Origin of the sequence: Vibrio metschnikovii CIP 69.14, from assembly GCF_000176155.1 — a bacterium.
Lineage (GTDB): Bacteria > Pseudomonadota > Gammaproteobacteria > Enterobacterales > Vibrionaceae > Vibrio > Vibrio metschnikovii.
This window is the reverse complement of the sequence record NZ_ACZO01000005.1, coordinates 58,789-83,143: the sequence shown is the minus strand read 5'-3', so window position 1 is coordinate 83,143 and position 24,355 is coordinate 58,789. Positions and strand designations below refer to the sequence as shown.

Here is a 24,355-nt window from a genome sequence, read left to right as displayed (position 1 = left end):
CTATCTTTACTTCTCTCGCTTAAAACGCCCTTAAAAGACAAATTTTTGATCCACTACAAGGCTTGCAACGCTAAATAGCAAACGTTTACTTATGAATGTGCTAGAATCCGCGCAACTTTTTTATCCTCTTTAATTTGTGGTTGGAGTAAGCATGAAACGCGATTTAGCAATGGCTTTTTCTCGGGTAACCGAAGGTGCTGCACTGGCAGGTTACCAATGGCTTGGCCGAGGTGATAAAAACGCGGCTGACGGCGCAGCCGTAGAAGTAATGCGGATTTTATTGAATAAGACAGAAATCAATGGCGAAATTGTTATTGGTGAAGGAGAGATCGATCAAGCTCCGATGCTCTATATCGGGGAACAGGTCGGCTTAGGTGGTGACGATGTCGATATCGCCGTCGACCCGATTGAAGGGACACGAATGACCGCGATGGGGCAATCCAATGCATTAGCGGTATTGGCAGCGGGAGAAAAAGGCAGCTTTCTCAAAGCACCGGACATGTACATGGAAAAACTCGTCGTCGGTCCTGGAACCAAAGGCTGCATCGATTTAAATAAGCCATTAGCCGATAACTTACAGGCCATCGCCACTGCACTGGATAAAGCGTTACACCAACTGACGGTGGTGACTCTGGCAAAACCACGTCACGATGCCGTGATACGCGAAATGCAGCAACTGGGTGTACGGGTCTTTGCAGTGCCGGATGGCGATGTGGCCGCATCGATTCTTACTTGCATGCCAGATAGCGAAGTCGATGCCATGTACTGTATTGGTGGCGCTCCTGAAGGGGTGATTTCTGCGGCGGCGATTCGGGCCTTGGATGGCGATATGCAAGGTCGCTTATTAGCTCGCCATCAAGTCAAAGGCGATAGTGAAGATAACCGTATTTGGGGAGCCAAAGAGTTGGCTCGCTGTGCCCAAATGGGCGTACAAGCTAACCAAGTACTGGCACTCCATGATATGGCACGCAGTGATAATGTCATTTTCTCGGCGACGGGGATCACCAAAGGCGATTTATTGGAAGGCATTAGCCGACAAGGTAATATCGCGACGACCGAAACGCTGTTGATCCGTGGCCGCTGCCGAACCATCCGACGGATTAAATCCATCCATTACTTAGAGCGTAAAGATAGCGATGTGTTACCGATGATCCTTTAAGGCATGGTACTCGATTCAACGTTACGAAGAAAAAAGACCGCGATGCGGTCTTTTTTGATTGGTGATTGTTTTCTTCACTCAGGTTGAATAACCCACGTTCTTAAAATAACTCTTCAGCAACTTTATACAAATCTTGGCGTACCGGGCGTTTCATGGTTTCAATCGCTTCGATGATATCATGATGCACCAGTTCTTCTTTTTGAATGCCAACGCAACGACCACCGTGCCCTTCTAGCAACATATGCACCGCATAGTTACCCATGCGTGAGGCTAAAATACGGTCAAATGCGGTTGGTCGACCACCACGTTGAATATGCCCCAGTACCGTCGCACGAGTTTCACGACCGGTTGATTTCTCAATCTCTTTTGCCAATTGGTTGGCGTCGGTCATCAGTTCCGTTAAGGCAATGATCGCGTGTTTTTTGCCTTTTTTGATCCCGTCTTGGATATTAGAAATCAGTTGCTGCATATCCAGCCCCGTTTCCGGCGTAATGATGTACTCACAGCCACCAGCAATCGCTGACATCAGAGTTAAATCACCACAGTGACGGCCCATGATCTCAACAATTGAAATACGTTGATGTGACGAAGAAGTATCACGCAGACGGTCAATCGCATCGATAACGGTATTAATCGCCGATAAATAACCGATGGTGTAATCAGTACCCGCAATATCGTTATCGATCGTGCCTGGTAAACCAATGCAAGGGAAGCCCATTTCGGTGAGCTTTTTCGCGCCCATGTAAGAACCATCACCACCGATCACAACTAAAGCATCAATATTGTGCTGCTTTAAATTCTCAATCGCTTTTAAACGCACTTCTTCATTACGAAACTCAGGGAAACGCGCTGAACCTAAAAAGGTACCGCCTTTGTTGATCACATCGGAGACGCTGTAGCGATCCAGTTGCTTAATGTTCCCTTCATAGAGTCCAAGATAACCATCATAGATACCATAGACACCTAAACCTTCACCTAATGCAGTACGAACAACGCCACGAATCGCTGCGTTCATGCCGGGCGCATCACCACCACTTGTCAAAACACCGATATTTTTAATCATGCTCACCCTCGATTTTTTGAGAATTCAAAACTCATTTTTGGTTGTGCTCATTCAAATAAAACAAGCAACAAAATTGTGCGTTATGTTACCTCGCCCGATAAGGAATACTACTGTTATTTGAGCGTTTTTTTGTAACTTTATTACTTATGTAAGAGTATTACAGCTTTATTCTATCGCTTCGTTGATTCATATCAGGATACTGTTTTTTAATTAAACTGACTGAAATATAGTCAAGTTGAGCGCACTTTGCCTTACCACGTCGATAATTTTTGTTTACGTTCCACATTAAACACTACGGAGTAAGGATCTTGGTGAATAATTACATCCGCACCGGGAAATAGGTTGCGTAATTTGTCTTCAACTTGATCAGAAATGCGATGGGCTTCAATCAACGGAATATGATCATCTAATTCGAGATGCAATTGAATGAATCTTACCGGCCCCGCCATGCGAGTTCGCAATTGATGAACCCCTAACACACCATTAACCGACAAACAGGCGGCCCGAATCTGTGCCAGCTCGTCATCAGGGAGCTTTCTATCCAGCAGCGTTTGCACGGCCTGATAGGCCATGCCAATCGCACTGTATAAAATGTACAAGCCTATCCCAATGGCAAAAATGGCATCAGCCTGTTTGAAACCTAACCAACTCAAACCGAGGGCCAGAATAATCGCCGCATTCATGTATAAATCGGTTTGGTAATGTAAAGAGTCGGCGGCAATCGCTTGGCTGTTGGTTTTTTTGACCACGTAACGCTGAAACGAGACTAAGCCAAAGGTCACCAATAAGGCAAACACGCTGACATAAATTCCATATTCTGGCGATTGAAGTTCATGAGGACGGAAAAAACGTTCAACCCCATTGAGGAGTAAGAAACAGGCTGAACCGGAGATAAACATCGCTTGCGCTAAGGCCGCTAAAGATTCGGCCTTACCATGACCAAAGGTATGTTCTCGATCGGCAGGTTGCAAGGCATAACGTATCACAATTAAATTGACCACAGAGGCGGCAATATCGAGTAAAGAATCCACCACAGAGGCAAGCAGACTGACGGACCCCGTCACCCACCATGCGGCTATTTTAACGATTAATAGACCACTGGCCACAATGGTGGCGGTCCAGGCAGCCAGTGTCACTAAGCGAGCGTACTCTTTCTTCATTACTTTTAACCATAACGTAATAGACCCATGCACAGGATATAGCTTGGTGCTGAGCGATAAAATGGCCTACCCTTGCTTCGTTATTTTGTAACACAAGGAGTGAAATTAACCACCCTACACCAGCATCTCAATTGCATCAAGTCAGTAAAGTAACACCCGCTGTTGACTTTAGTTATCCACGGCCTTTGTCTTTACTTCCGTGTTTATGCCCACGTGGCTCACCACCCTCTCGATGATGCTTTTCCATACACTCTTGCTGTAAAGTTTGTAGCTGGGTCTTTTGCTCATCGGTTAAAATACTCATCATTTGATGACGTTTTTCGAGCATGTTTATTCGGCGTTCAACCTGTTTATCCACCATCTGTTTAGCCAGATCGTTAGCCGCGGCGCGATCAAAATCAGCAGAGAGCACTAACGCTCGCTCTTGTTCACGCAAGGTATTCATTTCATCACGCGAGCCACGACCACGCTGATCTTGCATGGCTTGGCGATGTTCTTCGCGCAAGGCTTTTAGCTGGCTCTGCTGTTCTGTGGTTAAGTTCAGTTGACTGACGATACCTCTTTCACCGTGTAAACCACATCGTTGCTGTTGATGCTCCGTGTGCTTACCCTTTCCATAAGCCAGTACACTGGCACTACCGATAGCCAAAGGTAAGGCGACTGCAGCGAGAATCATTGTCTTGGTCATATTCATCATTATTTCCTCTCTCAATAGTTATCGTTGATAAGCTTTAGCCTTCCAAGCTTGTTACGATGGGAGAGCTGCACAAGCAGCGCTTAATCAAACAATACAAGTTGACGAGTAAAGTGGCGTGTAGAGAGCGTAAAGAATCGTAAATAGTCACTAATAGCCCATTATCCAAGCCGATTTCGCAGTAAACTATGCTCATTGACTAGGAAAGTAATATCGGTAACGAGGCACCAATGGCACATATTCTTCTGATTGACGATGACACCGAACTCACCAATCTACTTAAAGAAGTCCTCAGTTATGAGGGGTTTGACGTCTCTGAAGCCAATGACGGTCAATCGGGGTTGGCGGCGCTTAACGATGAGATTGATCTGATTCTATTGGATGTCATGATGCCTAAACTCAATGGCATGGAAACCTTGAAGAGACTGCGTGAAAACTGGACAACCCCAGTACTGATGCTAACCGCAAAAGGCGAAGAGATTGATCGCGTAATTGGTCTCGAATTAGGGGCCGATGATTACCTTCCCAAACCATTTAGTGATCGTGAATTACTCGCCAGAATTCGAGCGATTTTACGCCGCACACAGCATCAATCCGTACATAAACCGTCGGATGTGATTGAGTGTCAAGACATACAAGTTTACCCAGGCAAACAAGAAGCCTATTGCCAAGGGCAACTCCTCGACCTAACCACTACCGAGTTTGCTCTATTAGGCCATTTTGCCCAAAATCCAGGGGAAACCCTCACCAAAGAGATGCTCAGCCTCGATGTATTAGGTAAACGGCTGGCCGCTTTCGATCGAGCCATTGATATGCATGTCTCGAATTTACGCAAAAAATTACCCGAACGGGTCGATGGCAAGCCTCGAATTAAAACCTTACGTGGCCGTGGCTACTTAATGGTGGCGGAAGAGTAATGCGCTTACCTAAATTCAATAGCCTGTATGGCCGTATCTTTGCCATTTTCTGGCTAACCATGCTACTGGTGGTGATTGCGGTGCTATCTTTACCACATCTCGATCCGCGTAAATCACGCGATCTTCCATCTGAAAGCTTGCAAAGAATGCTCGACTATCAGCAACTTTTGGAAAAACGTTTCATCCAACAAAATAACCTTTCGCGGATCATTACCGAACTAGAATCAGGCAGTAATCATAGTTCGCGGCCGCGTTTTTTTGTTACCGATCAAGAGGGCAATATCCTCACCACGAAACGGCATGAAAATTTTCAATTAAAGGCATTAAAGAACTTTACCACCAGTATTGAGTCGGTTGATAAACCGCAACAACGTTTGTATGGTCGTTATATGATTTCTGGCCCAGTCTCAATTCGATTGGCTGATCAGGATCTATTACTATTCATGGGCATGCGTTGGGATCAGCCGCCACCATTTCTACTGAGATTATTTGATAAACCGCTGCATCTACTGTTGTCGGTTATGTTAGTCAGCACTCCTTTGTTGTTATGGCTCGCTTGGGCATTGAGTCAACCCGCTCAGCGGCTCGCGCTCGCCGCTCAACGTGTTGCTCGGGGCGAGTTTATCGTCGACCCTGAACTGGAAAAAGGCACTACAGAATTTCGTCAAGCCGGACGTAGTTTTAATCGCATGGTACAGGCGGTTAACCAGATGATCTCCGGCCAACAGCGCTTATTATCAGACATCTCCCATGAATTACGCTCACCGCTGACTCGCCTAAGAATGGCCAATGCCTTAGCCAGCCGTAAGCAAGGAGAGAGTAAAGAATTAGAAAGAATCGATACCGAAGCCCAACGTTTAGAACGAATGATCGGTGAGCTACTTGAACTGTCTCGCATGCAGACCAATAGTCATTTAAGTCGCGAAATACAGCCATTGTCTAGCTTATGGGAAGCATTGCTCGATGATGCACAGTTTGAGGCCGAGCAAATGCAAAAACAACTGCTCCTCGACCCAATTCCTGATCAATACATTTCTGGTAATCCCCAATTATTGATGAGTGCGTTAGAAAATGTCGTCCGCAATGCAATTAACTATAGTCAGGATCGGATTCAAGTTAGCTTTCGTTGTGTGGCACAACAAATCATCATCACCGTTGAAGATGACGGACCTGGCGTTCCGGACAGCGAGCTGAATGAAATATTTCGACCATTTTACCGAGTATCAACCGCAAGAGACAGAGACAGCGGAGGAACGGGGCTCGGGTTAGCAATCACGGAAAGTGCCATTCGTCAGCATAGTGGTCAGGTTAGCGCGAGCCGAAGTGATCTTGGCGGCTTAAAAGTGCAAATCACCCTACCGATTCAACGGGATCAATGAGCGATGACGGTAAACCCATTCGATAAGATAAACATCTAAGCTTCTGTGCAGTATACTGATGCGCTCTATTGATAAGGAACCGTTCAACCATGTTTGACATCGCCCTCTATGAACCTGAAATCGCCCCTAATACGGGGAATATTATTCGCTTATCCGCTAATTGCGGCGCGAACTTACATTTAATAGAACCTTTAGGGTTTGATTTTGAGGAGAAAAAACTGCGCAGAGCCGGTTTAGATTATCATGACCTCACCCGAGTCACTCGCCATCAAAATTATCAAGCCTTTCTCGACTACTTAACGGCTCGTGGTGAATTTCGACTCTTTGCCTGCACCACAAAAACCACTGGACATCATGTTGATGCACAGTTTCAAGTTGGGGACGTATTACTGTTTGGCCCAGAAACGCGCGGCTTACCCGCCGACCTGATCCATAGCTTACCGATGAATCAACGCATTCGTATTCCAATGATGCCCAATGCTCGCAGTCTAAACTTATCCAATGCGGTAGCCATCATTGCCTTTGAAGCTTGGCGTCAATTGGGTTTTTCGGGAGCTCAATAAGCTACCCACCGAGTATTTAAGGAGAGGCGATCGATATTAACGCGTTTTCCATGCGTAATCTGAGATGATCAATCCGCCTCAACCTTAAGTGATACTAAAGGTGAGGTATGCTCACGATTCCGACAGCCAGAAACTACAAACCGACACTTTTGCAAACAAGCGATACGAAGAGCAGAGTAGAGCAGATAGCTTTAGACATAGACTGGATCGACAATAGACACTGACGTAGGAGAGAGCAATCACGACCAAGCCATGAAAAGATCAATGACAGCCATTAAAAAATGACAGACAGCAAAAAGGCCGCCTAGGCGACCTTTAAATATTCTGATGAGTATCAGTAAATTATAGAGTTACAACTTGAGCAGCTTGTAAACCTTTTTGGCCGTTTTCAACGACGAATGATACTTTTTGACCTTCGATAAGAGTTTTGAAACCCTCAGAAGCGATTGCGTTGAAGTGTACAAACACATCCGCGCCGCCGTTGTCTTGAGATAGGAAACCAAAACCTTTAGTTTCGTTGAACCACTTTACTGTACCAGTTGCTTTGTTAGACATAATTTGTCCCTTATATAGAATTCATTGGATTACTGCGCAAATGCGCAAGGTGCTGAAGCATGAATTATTTAATGTAGCTAATCATGTAAGGGAAATATTAGGATAACAACTTTTACGATGGGATTCTAAGAATTTACTTTTACTTTTGATTTTCATTAATAACTCTTAACTATAGAGCCAGATAACTATAAGGGTTTCCTTCTCATTAAGCAAACGTTTTATTCAAAAATAACCAAATAAACTCGAATCTCCAGACAGATCAATCAATTGAGTCGATTCGAGTCGTCCCGCGGATGATCCTTTTGTTCTTTATACTCATACTCACCATCAAACGTCTCCCCCTCGGCGTTCGGTCGAGATTGTGATGATTGATGGGAAAACGAGTCAGGACCACTCATGGTATTCACAACCAGATAGCCCATTAAGTAATGAGCCAAACGCGCCCTTGGAATAGGCAGCAAAACGAGCATGCCTATTCCATCTGTAATAAATCCAGGCGTCAGTAATAAAACACCGGCGACAGCTAACAACATACCTTCGATGATTTGCTGTGCTGGCACTTCACCCCGTTGAAGGCGCTGCTGGACGGACAGAAACGTCAAGACACCTTGACTACGCACCAGTATCGCCCCAACCAAAGCTGTAAATAGAATTAAAGCAAGCGTTGGCCATAAGCCTAACAAACCACCGAGCTGAATCAGCACCGCAATTTCAATGATTGGCAAAGCAATAAATAAACATAATAAAATAAGCAACCTAGCTTCTCCTTAACTGAGCCCGACTTTACCTGACTGCACTGCTCAGCCGTTTGTTGATGAGCCAATGGGAATCCTCGTTCACCACTGAACGTTTTTCAAATTAACGTGATGGCCACGGAACTGCAACCTTGTTAGGTCATCAGCCGGTCATTTCTCATCACCCATCAGACTATTCTAACCATCTATGATTGATGAATCATACGATTACGAGGTTCACCCAACACCACTCTCGATTAGGCCAACAAACATTCCATAAAATAATTCTTATTTTCAATATCTTAACTTTCTATTAAACCAATTCACTCAAACCGTGAGATCTTAGCTAAAGATCCTAAACCTCTCCGGAGTTATGCACCGGAAAGGTGATCCAGTTCCTATTTTTTATCTACTGGTCAAGTATGATTAGCGAAGAAGTCAGGACAGATTTTCCCAGCCAACCATTCTGGTGAACGGATTCTTAAGACAGAGATGGCTAAGTGTGACTAATCAGAACAATTATCTTAAGGATCCTGTGATGGCTACCCTATCTGAAACCCCTATTACCAACCAAGCAACCCGCATCGAAGAAGACCTGCTCGGCGAACGCCATGTTCCTGCTGATGCTTATTATGGTATCCATACCCTGCGGGCGATAGAAAACTTCAATATTTCTAATGTTACGATCTCAGATGTCCCTGAATTTGTTCGTGGCATGGTCATGACCAAAAAAGCGGCCACGCTCGCTAATAAAGAGCAAGGCGTGATCCCTAAAGATGTCGCTAACTATATTATTCAAGCGTGTGATCTGATTTTGGAAACCGGCAAGTGTATGGATCAATTCCCTTCCGACGTTTTCCAAGGTGGTGCAGGCACTTCAGTCAATATGAACACCAATGAAGTGATTGCTAACGTAGCCCTTGAACTGATGGGTAAAGAAAAAGGTCAATACCAATTTATTAACCCCAATGATCACGTTAATAAAAGTCAATCCACCAACTGTGCGTATCCAACCGGATTCCGAATCGCCGTTTACAACAGCATTCTCAAACTGATTGAATCGATTGAGTACATCAAAGGCGCTTTTGAACTTAAAGCCGTTGAGTTTAAACAGATTCTCAAAATGGGGCGTACTCAGCTCCAAGACGCCGTACCGATGACCGTTGGTCAAGAGTTCCATGCGTGGGCCGTGACGCTGAACGAAGAGATCCGTGCTCTGCAATACACCTCTAAGTTATTATTAGAAGTTAACCTTGGTGCGACGGCCATCGGCACCGGTTTAAACACCGCTCCAGGCTATCAAGCATTAGCAATAAAATATTTAGGCGAAGTCACTGGCCTAGAAGTGGTACCTGCTGAAGACTTAATTGAAGCAACGTCCGACTGCGGTGCTTACGTAATGACTCATGGCGCGCTGAAACGCTTAGCAATGAAGCTTTCGAAAATCTGTAACGATTTGCGCTTGCTCTCCTCTGGCCCTCGTGCGGGTTTCAATGAACTGAACTTACCTGAATTACAAGCGGGTTCATCGATCATGCCGGCCAAAGTTAACCCGGTTATCCCTGAAGTGGTTAACCAAGTGTGCTTTAAAGTCTTCGGTAATGACAACACCATTACTTATGCCGCTGAAGCGGGTCAATTACAGCTTAACGTAATGGAGCCAGTGATTGCTCAAGCGATGTTTGAGTCTATCTCCTTGCTTTCTAACGCGTGCGTTAACCTGCGTGATAAGTGTGTCGATGGCATTACGGTCAACAAAGAGGTTTGTGAAGGCTATGTGTTTAACTCGATCGGCATCGTCACTTACCTTAACCCTTACATCGGCCACCATGAAGGTGACATCGTTGGTAAAATCTGTGCCGAAACGGGCAAAAGCGTCCGTGAGGTCGTACTGGAGCGTGGCTTGCTCACTGAAGAAGAGTTGGACGATATTTTCTCAGTCGACAACTTGATGTACCCTAAATACAAGGCAAAACGTTACGAGTAATTCGATTTACTCTACAAGAAGGCTCTGATTCAGAGCCTTCTTGGTTTTTGCCAGATGGAAAGTCGCCAAAACTTATTCTAAATCATGGTAATTAATTAAAAGCGTTGGCTACCTTCCATTGAGACTAAAAAATAAGATAAACCTATGAATTCACAGCCTTGCGTTAGCTTAACACTGGGCGGTAAAGCGGATTTTCCCATAATCTTTTAGGAGTATAAGATGTTCATAATTGAGTTCCTTATCGTATTAGGATGTATCCTAATCGGGGCAAGGATTGGTGGTATCGGACTGGGTGTCATGGGGGGGATTGGTCTTGCCATTCTCAGTTTTGTGTTTGGTATGCGTCCAACCAGTCCACCGATTGATGTGATGCTGATGATCATGGCGGTGGTGGCAGCGGCGGCTTAGATTACTTAATCAAAATCGCCAGTAACATCTTGCGCAAAAATCCTCGTCATATCACTTTCATCGCCCCATTAGTCACTTACTTTTTTACCATGATGGCTGGAACTGGACACGTAGCCTACTCGGTATTACCCGTGATCGCAGAAGTCAGTCGTCGTAGTGGTATTCGCCCAGAGCGTCCGCTTGGTATGGCAGTCATCGCATCACAGTTTGCGATTGTGGCTAGCCCTATCGCGGCCGCCGTCGTGGCATTAGTGGCCTTCTTAGAACCGCAAGGGATCACCTTGGGTAACGTATTGATCGTCACCATTCCAAGTACTTTCCTTGGCCTTGCCTGTGCTTGTATTTTTGTCAATAAAATCGGTAAAGAGCTGAAAGACGATCCAGAATATCAACGTCGTCTACAAGACCCTGAGTTCCGTGCAGAAATGGAACAAGAGATGAAAGTGGAAGATATTCAAATCACGCCACAGGCCAAAACATCGGTTTCTCTGTTCCTATTTGGTGCGATTATCGTGGTCTTTATGGGCGCGATTCCTAGCTTGCGTCCGCACTTTGATGGCTCACCAATGGGCATGGCACATACGATTGAAATCGTGATGCTATCCATTGCAGCCCTGATCATCCTGATTTGTAAACCGGACGGCAATACCATTACTCAAGGCTCTGTATTCCATGCCGGGATGCGCGCAATCGTGGCCATTTTCGGTATCGCTTGGCTAGGTGACACCTTCATCGCGGGTCACGGCGATATGGTGAAAGAAGCGGTATCTGGTCTGGTTGAAGTTGCGCCATGGACCTTTGCTTTTGCCCTATTTGGACTATCGGTGATGGTCAATAGCCAAGGAGCCACCACAGCAGTATTGGTACCGGTTGCGATTACCTTAGGCTTACCACCTGCAATCATCATTGCGGTGTTTGTCGCAGTTAACGGATATTTCTTTATTCCGAACTACGGCCCGATCATTGCGTCGATTGACTTTGACCGCACAGGGACAACGCGGATCGGTAAGTACATCTTTAACCACAGCTTTATGCTGCCGGGTTTATTGAGCATGATCTTCAGTATCGGTTTTGGTTTAGTCTTAGCGAATATTTTCCTCTAATTTTCATACTAACCATCATCAAAGGGAGCTCAGGCTCCCTTATTATTTTTGATATAAATCAAACAAACTTCGATTAATTCAACTGTTCATACCCACTATCAAAAGTGCATAATATTTCTTCCTGAACGTTCTAAATAATCAATCCTGTAGCGCAAGCTTACTGTTTAGGCACAACTGACCAAGATGAGTCTAAAAAGAGAGTAGTCTTTGAGAATATTATTTCATTATTCATAAACAAATACCCTAAAACAAATAATCAACATTCTCTCGCCTTTTATATCTAAGAATATTATGTGAAGCAAAGCCAAGATAATAAAACTTACTATCTTTAAAATAAAACCCATTAAAGCATCCGTCTAAAAACCTCACTCAACATTTTAATATCATATATTTCATTTAATTCACTGATTAATAAAATCCATGCTGTTTGATTAAAAAGTGAATATTAGCCACCAAGCACATTTAGGCCAGATTATCTAAATGTAAGGAGAACGCTATGACAAGCCAAACTTTACCAACGGACCATAAGAAAGGCTTTTTTGCTAACTTAAAGTTTCCCTCTGCCTATACCATTTTATTTTTACTGATTGCCTTTGTGGCATTACTCACGTGGATAGTCCCTGCTGGTCAATATGAACGAACCATGAATGCCGAGCTCGGTAAAGAAGTGCCGATTGCGGGTACTTATGCTCCAACCGAAGGTAATCCACAGGGTGTGATTGATGTACTTCTCGCTCCCATTGATGGTTTTTATGATCATACGACTTACGAAGCGGCGGCAATTGATGTTTCGTTATTTATCCTCATCATCGGCGGTTTTCTTGGCTTAGTCACCAAAACGGGAGCGATTGACGCGGGTATTGAACGAGTCACCTCGCGCTTACAAGGGCGAGAGGAATTAATGATCCCCATCCTGATGGCACTCTTTGCCGCGGGAGGCACCATCTACGGCATGGCAGAAGAGTCACTCCCCTTCTATACCCTATTAGTGCCAGTGATGATGGCAGCTCGTTTTGACCCAGTAGTCGCAGCGGCAACCGTATTACTAGGGGCTGGCATTGGTACTTTAGGTTCCACCATTAACCCCTTCGCGACCGTGATTGCCGCCAACGCAGCGGGGATTCCTTTTACCGACGGTATTTTCCTGCGTCTTGCAATTTTATTAGTCGGCTGGATCATCTGTGTCATGTACGTGATGCGCTATGCGAAAATGGTTCGTGCCGATCAAAGTAAGTCGATTGTTTACGATAAATATGAAGAAAACCAAGCACACTTTTTAGGTAACCGTAACGGAGAAAGCTTAGTTTTTACTACCACTCGCAAAATTATTTTAGCCATTTTTGCCCTCTCCTTTGCCGTGATGATTTACGGTGTATCCGTCGCCGGCTGGTGGATGGCCGAAATATCGGCGATGTTCTTGGGTTCAACGATTCTGATTGGTCTTGTAGCCAGAATGAGCGAAGAAGAATTCACCACTAGCTTTATTGATGGTGCACGTGATTTGCTTGGCGTCGCGTTAATCATCGGGATTGCGCGTGGTATTGTCGTGGTGATGGACCGAGGCATGATCACTGATACGATACTCAATTCAGCTGAGCATATCGTGACTGGATTATCGTCAGTGATGTTTATTAACGTGATGTACTGGCTAGAGATTTTATTGTCGTTCTTAGTGCCATCGTCTTCTGGTCTAGCCGTGTTAACCATGCCAATCATGGCGCCACTGGCCGATTTTGCCGGCGTCAGTCGCGATCTGGTAGTGACGGCATACCAATCTGCATCTGGGATAGTTAACCTCGTCACACCAACGTCTGCAGTGGTGATGGGCGGCTTAGCCATTGCCCGCGTCCCTTATGTACGCTGGATAAAATGGGTCGCGCCATTACTGGGAATTTTGTGTGTATTGATTATGATTATGCTCAGTATTGGTGTGTTACTTTAAAGGTTCACGTGAACGTCGCTTAATCAACGTCATCCTAGCCATAACAAAACAATAAAATCATTGCTTGATCATATTCTTATTCTGTAAAGCCGCACGCTATCTGGTGCGGCTTTTTGCTTTCCTACTATCCCCTATCGTCATGTTACCAACAACGATCTGACTTGCGATTAATTATACCCTTCCTATTTGAAGCTGCAGCGGTGTTGGCTACGTCCGTTTACCCCAATCACATAGTTTGCCTATGCTTATGGGGATTCACTCACTTGCCGCCTACCTGCAATTTCAAGTCGTTTGGGTATAGTTTTATTTATCAAACCATGAATTAAATTAATCCATTAATTCTAGACTCCCATAAATCACCAGCGATTTATAATTGTTCTAGATCAATCTTTCCTCGCTTATTTTTTTAACATTAGGGGAAATAAAACCATAAAAACCGTTACCTAATCCCGAATAGTGAATAAATTCGCCACTCTAATACCACCCAACATTTTTATGGTTTGCATAATATTTCCAAATCAAATGCTATCAGACTGAAAACTGGCTGATGAACAATAATAAAAAGCATTTTATTCCATAAAAAACCATTAAAAAACCGCCGATTTAAACGTTATCAAATGAATAATATTTGTTAATAACTCATCTAAAATGGCAAATTAATATAAAAAGTAAACTGTGAGCCACATCCAAGAAAGAACATCCACACAAGGTAATATAAAACACAGAACAAAGAGATGAATTTAAATATAAATTTCAATCTCCCTCATACACCCTACAAAATAATTATACCTTTAGTTAATCAAGGTATACAAAATAAGAGAGACACGATTATGAGTAAGTTATACGTAGGTTCTGAAGTAGGTCAATTACGCCGCGTTTTAATTCATCGTCCACGACGTGCATTAACTCATTTAACCCCCTCTAACTGTCACGACTTATTATTTGATGATGTGTTAGATATTGAACGTGCAGGTAAAGAGCACGATATTTTTGCACAAACCCTCCGCGATCAAGGTGTTGAGGTTTTGCTGCTAACGAATTTGCTTGCCGAAACCCTCGATGTCAGTGAAGCCAAAGAGTGGTTGTTACATACGCAAATCTCAGATAATCGTTTTGGACCAACCTTTGCCAACGATGTTCGCTGCTTCCTTAATGATTTACCGCATATTGAATTAGCTAAAATCCTAACCGGTGGCTTGTCTTACGGCCAGTTCCCGATGCAATCATCGTCTATCTTACAATCGATGCATAAAGCCGATGATTTCATTATTAAACCACTACCTAACCATTTATTTACTCGCGATACCTCGTGCTGGGTATACGGTGGCGTCTCCATTAACCCGATGGCGAAAGTCGCTCGTCAGCGTGAAACTAACCATCTCAGAGCAATCTATCGCTGGCACCCAACCTTCGCTGGCCAAGACTTCATCAAATATTTCGGTGATGAACAACGCAACTACGATAAGTCTACCATCGAAGGTGGTGATGTTTTAGTCATCGGACGCGGCGCGGTGTTAATCGGTATGTCAGAGCGCACTACGCCACAAGGGGTGGAACAACTGGCCTCGGCGCTCTTTAAACATGGTCAAGCCAAACAAGTGATTGCCCTTGAGCTGCCTCAAGAACGCTCTTGTATGCATCTCGATACCGTCATGACTCACATGCGTGAAGATACCTTCTCTGTCTATCCAAATGTGATTCCAGATGATGTGAAATGTTGGAGCTTAACCGGCGATGCTTCTGGCAAAGTTAAAGCCACTCAACAAGCCTCTTACATTCATACCATAGAGCGCGCACTGGGTGTTGATAAGCTACAGATGATCACCACCGGCGGCGATAGCTTCGAAGCAGAACGCGAGCAGTGGAACGATGCCAACAACGTCCTAACGGTTCGCCCAGGCGTCGTTATTGGTTATGAGCGCAATACTTACACCAATGAGAAATACGATAAAGCAGGCATCACCGTGCTGCCTATCCCAGGTGATGAATTAGGCCGTGGCCGTGGTGGCGCTCGCTGCATGAGCTGCCCCATTGAACGTGATGATATCTAAGTTAGGGCGAGTGATATGGAAGGAGAGTTCTCCTTCCATCCATCAACGAGAGAATGACCATGACAAAACAAACTGTTGTCGTCGCCTTAGGAGGCAATGCCTTACTTCGTCGCGGCGAGCCATTAGAAGCGGATGTTCAACGCCACAATATTCAGATTGCCGCGCAAGCCATCGCGAAAGTGGCCGAGCAATACAATGTGGTACTGGTGCACGGTAATGGCCCACAAGTCGGATTATTAGCACTACAAGGGCTAGAGTACAAAAAAGTTAACCCATATCCACTTGACGTATTGGGCAGTGAAACTCAAGGCATGATTGGTTATATGCTAATGCAAGAGTTTAAAAACCTACTTCCAGAACGCAACGTGACTTGTATGTTGACTCAAATGACCGTTGATGCCAATGACCCTGCGTTTGCCAATCCAACCAAACCGATTGGCCCGGTTTATCAAGCCGAAGAAGCGCGAGCTTTGGCAGAAAAATACCATTGGACAGTAAAACCTGATGGCCAGTATTTCCGCCGTGTGGTGCCAAGCCCACTACCAACGGGGATTGTTGAACATCAAGCCATCAATACCTTGATTGCCGATGGCCATTTAGTGATTTGTACTGGCGGTGGCGGCATTCCAGTTAAGTACCAGCAAGGCAAACTAGTGGGCGTTGAAGCGGTGATCGATAAAGACATGTCAGCCGCCTTTCTCGCCAAACAAATTGGCGCCGATGCATTGCTTATTTTAACCGATGCCGATGCGGTTTATCTCGACTGGGGAACCCCAACTCAACATGCTTTGCGTCAAGCAACGCCAAGTGAATTAGCGGCTTATCAATTTGACGAAGGGTCTATGGGACCGAAAATTCAAGCTTCCTGTGAATTTATTAAACAAGGTGGCCGTCTGGTAGGCATTGGAGCTCTGGAAGACGCGGTAGCCATTTTAGAAGGTCAAGCGGGGACCAATATCATTCGTGACCATTAAATACTAGGTTTCAGGCTGGATGACAACCTCCCACCAATCTAGGTTGTCACCACGTCAATCAGCGAAATACTCAGCGCTCGCGCACATCATGCTAGCGCCTAAAACGAGGATAACATCATGGCTTTTAATTTACGTAACCGTAACTTCCTAAAACTGCTTGATTTCACACCAAGAGAGATCCAGCATCTATTAGATTTATCGATTGAGCTGAAAAAAGCCAAATACAATGGCTATGAACAGCCTCGCCTGAAAGGCAAAAATATTGCCTTAATTTTCGAAAAAACCTCGACCCGCACTCGCTGCGCCTTTGAAGTCGCGGCTTTTGATCAAGGCGCGCAAGTCTCCTACCTTGGCCCTTCTGGCTCACAGATCGGCCACAAAGAATCGATGAAAGACACCGCTCGCGTACTAGGTCGGATGTATGATGGGATTGAGTACCGTGGTTTTGGCCAAGAGATTGTCGAAGAACTCGGCCAATACGCTGGCGTTCCGGTATGGAATGGCCTAACCGATGAGTTCCACCCAACGCAAATTCTTGCTGACTTTATGACCATGCTCGAACACGGCCGTGGTAAAGCACTGCATCAAATCAAATTTGCTTATTTAGGCGATGCGCGCAATAACATGGGTAACTCGTTAATGGTCGGCGCTGCGAAAATGGGCATGGACATTCGCCTCGTCGCGCCAAAAGCATTCTGGCCAACAGAATCACTGGTTGCCACTTGCCGCGCAATTGCTGAAGAAACGGGAGCAAAAATCACCCTAACTGAAGATGTGCAAGAAGGCGTCATGGGTTGTGATTTCCTCTACACCGATGTTTGGGTCTCGATGGGTGAAGCCAAAGAAGCGTGGGCCGAGCGCATCCAGTTAATGCTGCCTTATCAAGTCAATATGGACATGCTTAAAGCCACAGGTAATCCGCATGTCAAATTCATGCACTGTTTACCGGCATTCCACGGTGAAGATACCACCGTCGGCAAAGAGTTGGCCCAAGCTTACCCAGAGCTAAAACAAGGGGTTGAAGTCACTAATGAAGTGATCGAATCAGAACATTCGATTGTGTTTGACGAAGCAGAAAACCGGATGCACACCATTAAAGCGGTGATGGTAGCCACCCTCGGTGACTGATCGATAACCCTTTATCTTCCTCTCACTACATCACGAGCCGAAGTCCGGCTCGTGATTTTCCCTACCTCGTTGTTCATCCATTTAAACAACTAACTAATCATCATAATGCAGTTTTTTATTTGGTGATCTGCCGCAATAAGCCGTAAATCAATAAGTGATATGCTCAACTCCAGAATGATGTTTGCTTAATCGTTAAACGAGGGCACGACCGTGAACCGAACCATCCCTGACATTGATGCTGATGAACGCTCATTAACCGCGGCCTGCAAGAGGCTGCTACAACAGCAAAGCTTCGCCAATCAACATGAATTACGCGAGCGCTTAGTTGAACTGGGTTTTGAAGGCGTAAGCCAATCAACCGTATCACGCTTACTTTCTCAGCTCGGCGTGGTCAAAATCCGTAATGCTTGTGGTAAAAAAGTTTATTGCATCACGGTAGAAACCGCACCAGTACGCGTTGAATCTTCGATTGCTTCGCAAATTGAATTTATTACTCACAACCAATCCGTCGTGGTGGTCAAGACCCATCCGGGCAGCGCTCAGTTAGTTGCTCGTTTGGTTGATATCGATCCGCACAGCGAAATCATTGGTACCGTGGGCGGTAATGATACCGTACTCGTGATTCCGCGCGACGCCAATCGTGTCGAAGCCTGTGAGCGGATTGTCAAAAGTCGCTTAGGGGTGGCTTAAGCCCAGCGCTGCACTGTATCTTCCAACCCGTTGTCTATATAGTAAAGCCAATCGTGTTTTGGATATTCTAGTGATGATGCGTCTATTTATTTCTCTTTTACTGCTGCTGAGTACGGCAATCAGTACGCCGGCATTGGCCACATTGACCGTTAATCCCTCATTTGAGTTAAACGGAGCATCGCGCTTTGCTCCGGTCGATCAAGCCTTTCCGCTGTCTTTTTTCCAACAAGCTGATCAACTATTTTTAGATTGGCAGATCAAGCCAGGGTACTATTTATATCAAAGTAGCCTAACCATTGAGGCTAAAAACGCCCAGTTGGCCGATTACGTGTTGCCGCAAGCACAGCCGTATCATGATGAATTTTTTGGCGATGTGATGATTTATGATACGCCACTGTCGATAAACGTATCACTGAACAATGCCCAATCTGGTGCTACATTGACCGTGCGCTATCAAGGCTGCGCCGCCGCAGGTTTTTGTTACCCACCTGAAACTCGGGTTATTGATCTGGAACCCGTCATCGCCCAAGCATCCAGCGAATCTATCTCTAGCACGACCGTTAACGAAACCAACCTTGCCACTTCACAACAAGATTCTTTAGCGAATCGATTAGCGCACAGTGCTTGGACTCCGCTGCTGTTTTTATTACTCGGTATTGGCTTGGCTTTTACCCCATGCGTATTACCCATGTACCCAATTTTAACCAGTATCGTACTTGGTGGCGGAGCTATCTCACAACGCCGCGCATTGCTGCTAAGTGTGGTCTATGTGCAAGGGATGGCGTTGACCTACACCTTATTGGGTTTAGTGGTAGCTTCTGCGGGTTTACAATTTCAAGCCGCTTTGCAGCACCCTTATGTCCTGATGACATTGAGTGTCTTATTTGTCGCCTTAGCGTTATCGATGTTTGGTTTATACAGTTTGCAACTGCCAAGTAGCGTGCAAACTTGGCTAAGTAGCTTAAGTCAGCGCCAACAAGGTGGACGGCTTGGCGGCGTGTTTATGATGGGCGCAATTTCGGGTTTAGTCTGCTCTCCTTGCACCACAGCTCCTTTATCGGGAGCCTTGCTCTACGTGGCACAAAGTGGTGATTTGGTCACGGGGGGCGTGGCGCTCTACGCATTGGCCTTAGGCATGGGAATTCCCTTAATCGCTGTCGCCGTATTCGGTAACCAGTTATTGCCTAAAGCAGGGGATTGGATGAATCGCATCAAGATCTTGTTTGGTTTTGTTCTGCTCGCCGCACCCATTTTCCTACTGGAGAGAATTATCCCTAGCTTATGGAGCACGATATTATGGTCGGCGTTAGGATTAAGCGCATTCGGTTGGCTCTATCATGCAAAAAACAGCTTACCTTTTGCAGGCTGGAAACAAAGCCTGATAGGGATCATCGCTATCCTCGGCTTATTATTCTCTGCTCAACCACTGCTGAGTTATTGGCTGAATCCCAATCATTACAGCGCTGAGCAAGCTAACATTCAGTTTCAACCGATTAAAACCGTCGAGCAGCTTAATCAAGCTTTGCTCGACGCTAAAGCAGCCGGAAAACCGGTGATGCTCGATTTTTACGCTGACTGGTGTGTCGCGTGTAAAGAATTTGAGCGTTATACCTTTCACCAGCCCGCCGTTGAAGCGCAGCTAAAAAACTTTGTATTACTGCAAGTGGATGTCACCCGTAGTGAGCCGGAAGATTTTGAACTCTTACAACATCTGCAAGTACTTGGTTTACCGACCATCGATTTCTGGGATGGACAAGGAAACCGACGACCTCAAGCACGTATTACCGGCTTTATGGCCGAACATCCTTTTCTTGCTCATCTAGAAAAATTTCAACGCTAATCGGCTTGGCAGATAAATCCCCATCGATTTATCTGCCATCTTTATTTCCCTTGTTAAATATCTCTCTCTTTTTTGTGATACCACACGCCGTTTACGATAATCATAACCAGAGGCCAGGCTTCAGCAGCTAAGCATTTACTTGGCCAATAAGGCTATTGCTGTACATTTTCTTCAACTCATCCCCCTTGCTCATCCTGCAAAGTGTGCGCTTACCGAACGCCATTCAACCTACCAAACGTGATAATGGTTCGTAGATTGTAATTTTTATCGCTCTAAAAAATCTTTACCGCGGTGGCTCACATTTTGTATAGGTCACTTATCCCTAGCATATCCAGTGAACTCATAACCTCACTAATTCTATGAAATTTTTAATTAACTTTTTATAGATTAGATAGAAAACTAGGGACTTAGAACGTGAACAAACCTAACTTTTCGACATTAAGTAAAGCCATGCTGCCCATTTTGGCAGGCGGTTTACTGGTCGGTTGTAACTCGTCATCGGATGACAATATCGCCGCAGAAACACAAACGGTCACCGTTTTTTATAAAGCTGACCCCACATTACGTAGTCAAACTAGCGATAACGAACTTTATCAAGGGCTCACTCTCCACGTATGGAACGATAACCATTGTCGTGCCTATGCAGGAAGCAATACCGAGTGGAACAATAGTCTCGTTCCTAATGGGATTGATGCCACCTTCGGAGCTTACTGGCACCTACCCTACAGGCAAGATGCTTCACAGTGCATCAATATGATCCCTCACTTTGGTAACGATAAACCACTGGGTGAACTTGATACGAAAATTGACTTAACCCAACTAGGGGAAAATGCCAGCGTCTATACTCAACAAGGAGTAGCTGCCGTTTACCCTGAGTTAATTGCTAGAAGTCACTTAAAACAAGATACATTACGTATTTATCTTAATAGTCAAGATGGTGACGAAAGCGATTTTACACTACATGTTTGGAACGCCGGCGAATGCAGCAGTTACGATGCCGGAGACACAATCTGGCCGGGACTCCGCCCTTCTGGATTCAGTCCAACCTATGGCGCTTATTGGGACTTACCCATAAACAACAATGGTGATTGTATAAACCTTATCGCCAATACTAACGGCAATGGCGATTATCAAACCGATAACTTAAAGTTTGAGTTTGCTCAACAAGGGGTGATTGGAGCGATTGGGATGCTATTTAAAGGCACCAATAAAGTCTTTTATCAACCATTAGCACGCTTGCCACAAGGCCAAGTGGATGTCATCGGTGCCAGTGCTATATTTGCTGACGCTAAGACTTTGTTAGTCGGCAATAAAGAGGCAACCTCAGTAACACTCTATCACTCAGCGCAAGGTGAGCTTAGTTTTGATTCCGCCAATAAATCGGTAACTGGTTTTGATAGCCAGTTCACCTCTAAGCTTAGAGCCGCCGATGATTGGACATCAGATAAACCACATCTCAAAGATGACTTTGTTGGTTTTAGTTTTGACTATAGCGAAGAGCAATTGAAACAATTAGTCAAAGGTCAGCTCTGGTTAGTTGCTAGTGATAATCAAGGAGTAATTCAAGTCACAGAAGTGCAACCCGCCAGAGCCTTAGATGCTCTCTATGCCGATGAAGCTGTCAAGTTGCCATACGGCGCGCTAACAAATGGTAATACAACCACTTTCCGTCTCTGGGCGCCAACCGCTCAATCCGTCAAGCTGATCCCTTATGGTACTGATAAAAAAGCCCAAACGCCTATAAAAATGGAATTTGATGCCAAATCCGGCAGTTGGTCAGTAGAAGACACCAACCTCAAGCATGGCGATTTTTATCGCTATCAAGTAACGGTTTATCATCCAGCCACGGATAAAGTGGAAAGCTATGAAGTCACGGACCCGTATTCACTTAGCTTGGCGATGAACTCAGAATATAGCCAAGTGGTGGATCTCTATCATCCTGACCTTAAACCTGCCGGTTGGGATGACTTAAAAGCGCCTCATTCGCAAACCAACCCTGCTCAGTTTGTGCTTTATGAAGCCCATGTGCGCGATTTCTCCGCTTTAGATGACAGCACACCGAAAGTCCACCGTGGTAAATATACGGCCTTTGCTCAGCCAGACACCGTACCGGTTAAGCATTTAAAGGCGTTAGTAGACTCAGGCGTTACTCACCTACACCTACTGCCGGTGTTTGATATTGCTACCATTAATGAAGACCCAACCAAAGTGGCCGATATTGATCAGCCATTCAGTAAACTGTGTCAATTACAGCCCGCGGTGAAAAACGACGATGATTTTGGCCATTATTGTAGCGATAGCATGACCATTTCAGCGGTATTCCATCAGCTAAAAGGCAATGACACTAAACAAAACCCAGTGGTGCAGCGCCTAAATAGCTTTGTGCGCGATGTCGATAGCTTTAACTGGGGTTACGATCCTTTCCACTTTACCGTTCCCGAAGGCTCTTACTCAACCAACCCTGATGGCACAACGCGCATTAAAGAGTTTCGTCAGATGGTGATGGCGGTGAAGCAAGAGATTGGCATGAACATGGTGATCGACGTTGCCTATAACCACACCAATGAAGCTGGCGTCTCAGATAAGTCGGTACTCGATAAAATTGTCCCTTGGTATTACCAACGCTTGAACGAGTTTTCTGGTCAAGTGGAAACCTCCACCTGCTGCTCGAATACCGCGCCAGAAAATCGGATGTTTGCGAAGCTCATTGACGACTCCATTTATACTTGGACTAAAGCATACAAAATTGATGCTTTCCGTTGGGATTTAATGGGCCATCACCCACTTGAGCAAATTCTAGGCACTTTCAAAGTAGCGCAACAGGCCAATCCTGAGGTCTACTTCTATGGTGAAGGTTGGAACTTTGGTGAAGTGGCCAATGATCGTCAATTCAAGCAAGCGACACAGCTTAACTTAGCCGGTACGGGGATCGGTTCATTCTCGGATCGTCTACGGGATGCTGTGCGTGGCGGCGGCCCCTTTGATAGTCAAGATTCCCTACGTAGTAACCAAGGCTTTGGTAGTGGGAGCTATGTTCTGCCTAATGATCTAGCTACAGACAATAACCGTGCCACCGCGCTACATTGGACGGATATTGTGCGAGTTGGTATGGCTGGTAACTTAAAAGATTTTAAATTTACTGATAGCAAAGACCAATTAATCAAGGGCTCTGAACTCGATTACAACGGCCAGCCCACAGGCTATGCGCAAGATGCCTGGGAAATACAGAACTACGTTTCCAAACATGACAACCAAACCTTATGGGACAATAACCAGTTCAAGATTGCCTATGGTGTTACCACCGCCGATCGCGTGCGCATGCAGGCGGTGAGTTTATCCACGGCGATATTAGGTCAAGGGGTACCGTTTATTCATATGGGTAGCGAGATCTTGCGCTCTAAATCGATGCAGCGTGACTCTTACGACTCTGGTGATTGGTATAACCGCGTCGACTTCACCATGGACACTCACAACTGGAATATCGGTTTACCTCGTGAAGATAAAGATGGCGAAAACTGGAAGATAATTGAAGACGTGATAACCGGAGCAGGCACTAACGCTCAGCCAGATAAAGCGCAGAAAGAAGCCATGTTGAATTACTTCCATGAGCTGGTTCAATTGCGTACTTCATCCGGTCTGTTTACTCTAGGTAAAGGGCAAACCATTATCGATAGAGTTCAATTCCACAACACAGGCAGCGAGCAAATTGCTGGTGTGATTGTCATGAGCATGGATAATAGCGGTGAGCGTTTTGACGGTGCGATTGATGCCGAGCGCCAAGGTTTGGTAGTGGTAATTAACGCCTCACCAGAACCTTTAGCAAACTTTGCCAACTTTGACGCTACTGGCTATCAGCAGCATAGCATTCAGCAAGATGCTGGCGCGAACTCGATTGGTGCAGGAGCCAGTGTCAATAACGGTAAGTTATCGGTTCCGGCTTGGTCTGTGGCGGTGTTTGAGAAACCGGCCAGCTAATAGGCTAAAAAAGTAGCTCGTAAACGAAGCCTA

17 protein-coding genes and 1 pseudogene are annotated in these 24,355 nt (G+C 45.3%); 13 read left to right on the top strand and 5 right to left on the bottom strand.

The annotated features are described in order from the left end of the window. Positions 1-151: 151 nt before the first annotated feature. A complete protein-coding gene (gene glpX / locus VIB_RS02560; protein WP_004394431.1) occupies positions 152-1,159 on the top strand; it encodes a class II fructose-bisphosphatase in 1,008 nt (335 codons plus the stop codon). Positions 1,160-1,259: 100 nt separating this feature from the next. Here the strand turns inward: glpX and pfkA are convergent, their stop codons facing one another. The 3 genes from pfkA to VIB_RS02545 all read right to left on the bottom strand — a co-directional run bounded on the left by pfkA (position 1,260) and on the right by VIB_RS02545 (position 4,076). Next, positions 1,260-2,222, bottom strand: a complete 963-nt coding sequence (gene pfkA, locus VIB_RS02555; RefSeq protein WP_004394430.1) for a 6-phosphofructokinase — start codon at positions 2,220-2,222, stop codon at positions 1,260-1,262. Between the two features lie 251 nt (positions 2,223-2,473). Beyond that, complete coding sequence (gene fieF / locus VIB_RS02550; protein WP_004394429.1) at positions 2,474-3,382, bottom strand: CDF family cation-efflux transporter FieF; 909 nt, start codon at positions 3,380-3,382, stop codon at positions 2,474-2,476. A 172-nt stretch (positions 3,383-3,554) separates the two neighbouring features. Beyond that, positions 3,555-4,076, bottom strand: a complete 522-nt coding sequence (locus tag VIB_RS02545) for a CpxP family protein (RefSeq protein WP_004394428.1) — start codon at positions 4,074-4,076, stop codon at positions 3,555-3,557. 230 nt (positions 4,077-4,306) lie between these two features. Here VIB_RS02545 and VIB_RS02540 point away from each other — a divergent pair, with 230 nt between their 5' ends. The 3 genes from VIB_RS02540 to VIB_RS02530 all read left to right on the top strand — a co-directional run bounded on the left by VIB_RS02540 (position 4,307) and on the right by VIB_RS02530 (position 6,935). Next, positions 4,307-4,993, top strand: a complete 687-nt coding sequence (locus tag VIB_RS02540) for a response regulator (protein ID WP_004394427.1) — start codon at positions 4,307-4,309, stop codon at positions 4,991-4,993. Continuing rightward, complete coding sequence (cpxA, locus tag VIB_RS02535) at positions 4,993-6,372, top strand: envelope stress sensor histidine kinase CpxA (RefSeq protein WP_004394426.1); 1,380 nt, start codon at positions 4,993-4,995, stop codon at positions 6,370-6,372. The genes VIB_RS02540 and cpxA overlap by 1 nt, the downstream gene beginning before the upstream one ends. 89 nt (positions 6,373-6,461) lie before the next feature. Next, positions 6,462-6,935 (top strand): tRNA (cytidine(34)-2'-O)-methyltransferase, encoded by a 474-nt coding sequence (locus VIB_RS02530; RefSeq protein ID WP_040903916.1) that lies wholly within the window; start codon positions 6,462-6,464, stop codon positions 6,933-6,935. Positions 6,936-7,277: 342 nt separating this feature from the next. Here the strand turns inward: VIB_RS02530 and VIB_RS02525 are convergent, their stop codons facing one another. Further along, the gene (locus VIB_RS02525; RefSeq protein WP_004394424.1) at positions 7,278-7,490 is read right to left on the bottom strand and encodes a cold-shock protein; all 213 of its coding nucleotides are present in this window, start codon (positions 7,488-7,490) and stop codon (positions 7,278-7,280) included. A gap of 263 nt (positions 7,491-7,753) precedes the next feature. Beyond that, the gene (locus VIB_RS02520; protein ID WP_040903914.1) at positions 7,754-8,245 is read right to left on the bottom strand and encodes an FxsA family protein; all 492 of its coding nucleotides are present in this window, start codon (positions 8,243-8,245) and stop codon (positions 7,754-7,756) included. A 517-nt stretch (positions 8,246-8,762) separates the two neighbouring features. On the opposite strand from VIB_RS02520, the gene aspA reads away from it, so the two are divergent. From aspA to pulA, 9 genes and pseudogenes are all read left to right on the top strand, one after another. Then, on the top strand, positions 8,763-10,211 hold the full coding sequence (gene aspA, locus VIB_RS02515) for an aspartate ammonia-lyase (protein WP_004394423.1): 1,449 nt from the start codon (positions 8,763-8,765) through the stop codon (positions 10,209-10,211). Between the two features lie 219 nt (positions 10,212-10,430). After that, a pseudogene (locus VIB_RS02510) lies at positions 10,431-11,722 on the top strand (anaerobic C4-dicarboxylate transporter family protein). A 496-nt stretch (positions 11,723-12,218) separates the two neighbouring features. After that, a complete protein-coding gene (locus tag VIB_RS02505; protein WP_004394420.1) occupies positions 12,219-13,664 on the top strand; it encodes a YfcC family protein in 1,446 nt (481 codons plus the stop codon). Between the two features lie 830 nt (positions 13,665-14,494). Then, a complete protein-coding gene (arcA, locus tag VIB_RS02500; protein ID WP_004394419.1) occupies positions 14,495-15,715 on the top strand; it encodes an arginine deiminase in 1,221 nt (406 codons plus the stop codon). Positions 15,716-15,774: 59 nt separating this feature from the next. Next, on the top strand, positions 15,775-16,689 hold the full coding sequence (gene arcC, locus VIB_RS02495; protein ID WP_004394418.1) for a carbamate kinase: 915 nt from the start codon (positions 15,775-15,777) through the stop codon (positions 16,687-16,689). A 117-nt stretch (positions 16,690-16,806) separates the two neighbouring features. After that, positions 16,807-17,817, top strand: a complete 1,011-nt coding sequence (locus tag VIB_RS02490; RefSeq protein WP_004394417.1) for an ornithine carbamoyltransferase — start codon at positions 16,807-16,809, stop codon at positions 17,815-17,817. A gap of 210 nt (positions 17,818-18,027) precedes the next feature. Then, positions 18,028-18,507, top strand: a complete 480-nt coding sequence (locus VIB_RS02485; RefSeq protein ID WP_004394416.1) for an arginine repressor — start codon at positions 18,028-18,030, stop codon at positions 18,505-18,507. A 76-nt stretch (positions 18,508-18,583) separates the two neighbouring features. Beyond that, positions 18,584-20,347 carry a protein-disulfide reductase DsbD gene (locus VIB_RS02480; RefSeq protein ID WP_374058332.1) on the top strand — a complete coding sequence of 588 codons (1,764 nt, stop codon included), beginning with the start codon at positions 18,584-18,586 and terminating at the stop codon, positions 20,345-20,347. A 414-nt stretch (positions 20,348-20,761) separates the two neighbouring features. Further along, positions 20,762-24,322 carry a pullulanase-type alpha-1,6-glucosidase gene (gene pulA / locus VIB_RS02475; RefSeq protein ID WP_004394414.1) on the top strand — a complete coding sequence of 1,187 codons (3,561 nt, stop codon included), beginning with the start codon at positions 20,762-20,764 and terminating at the stop codon, positions 24,320-24,322. Positions 24,323-24,355 lie beyond the last annotated feature (33 nt).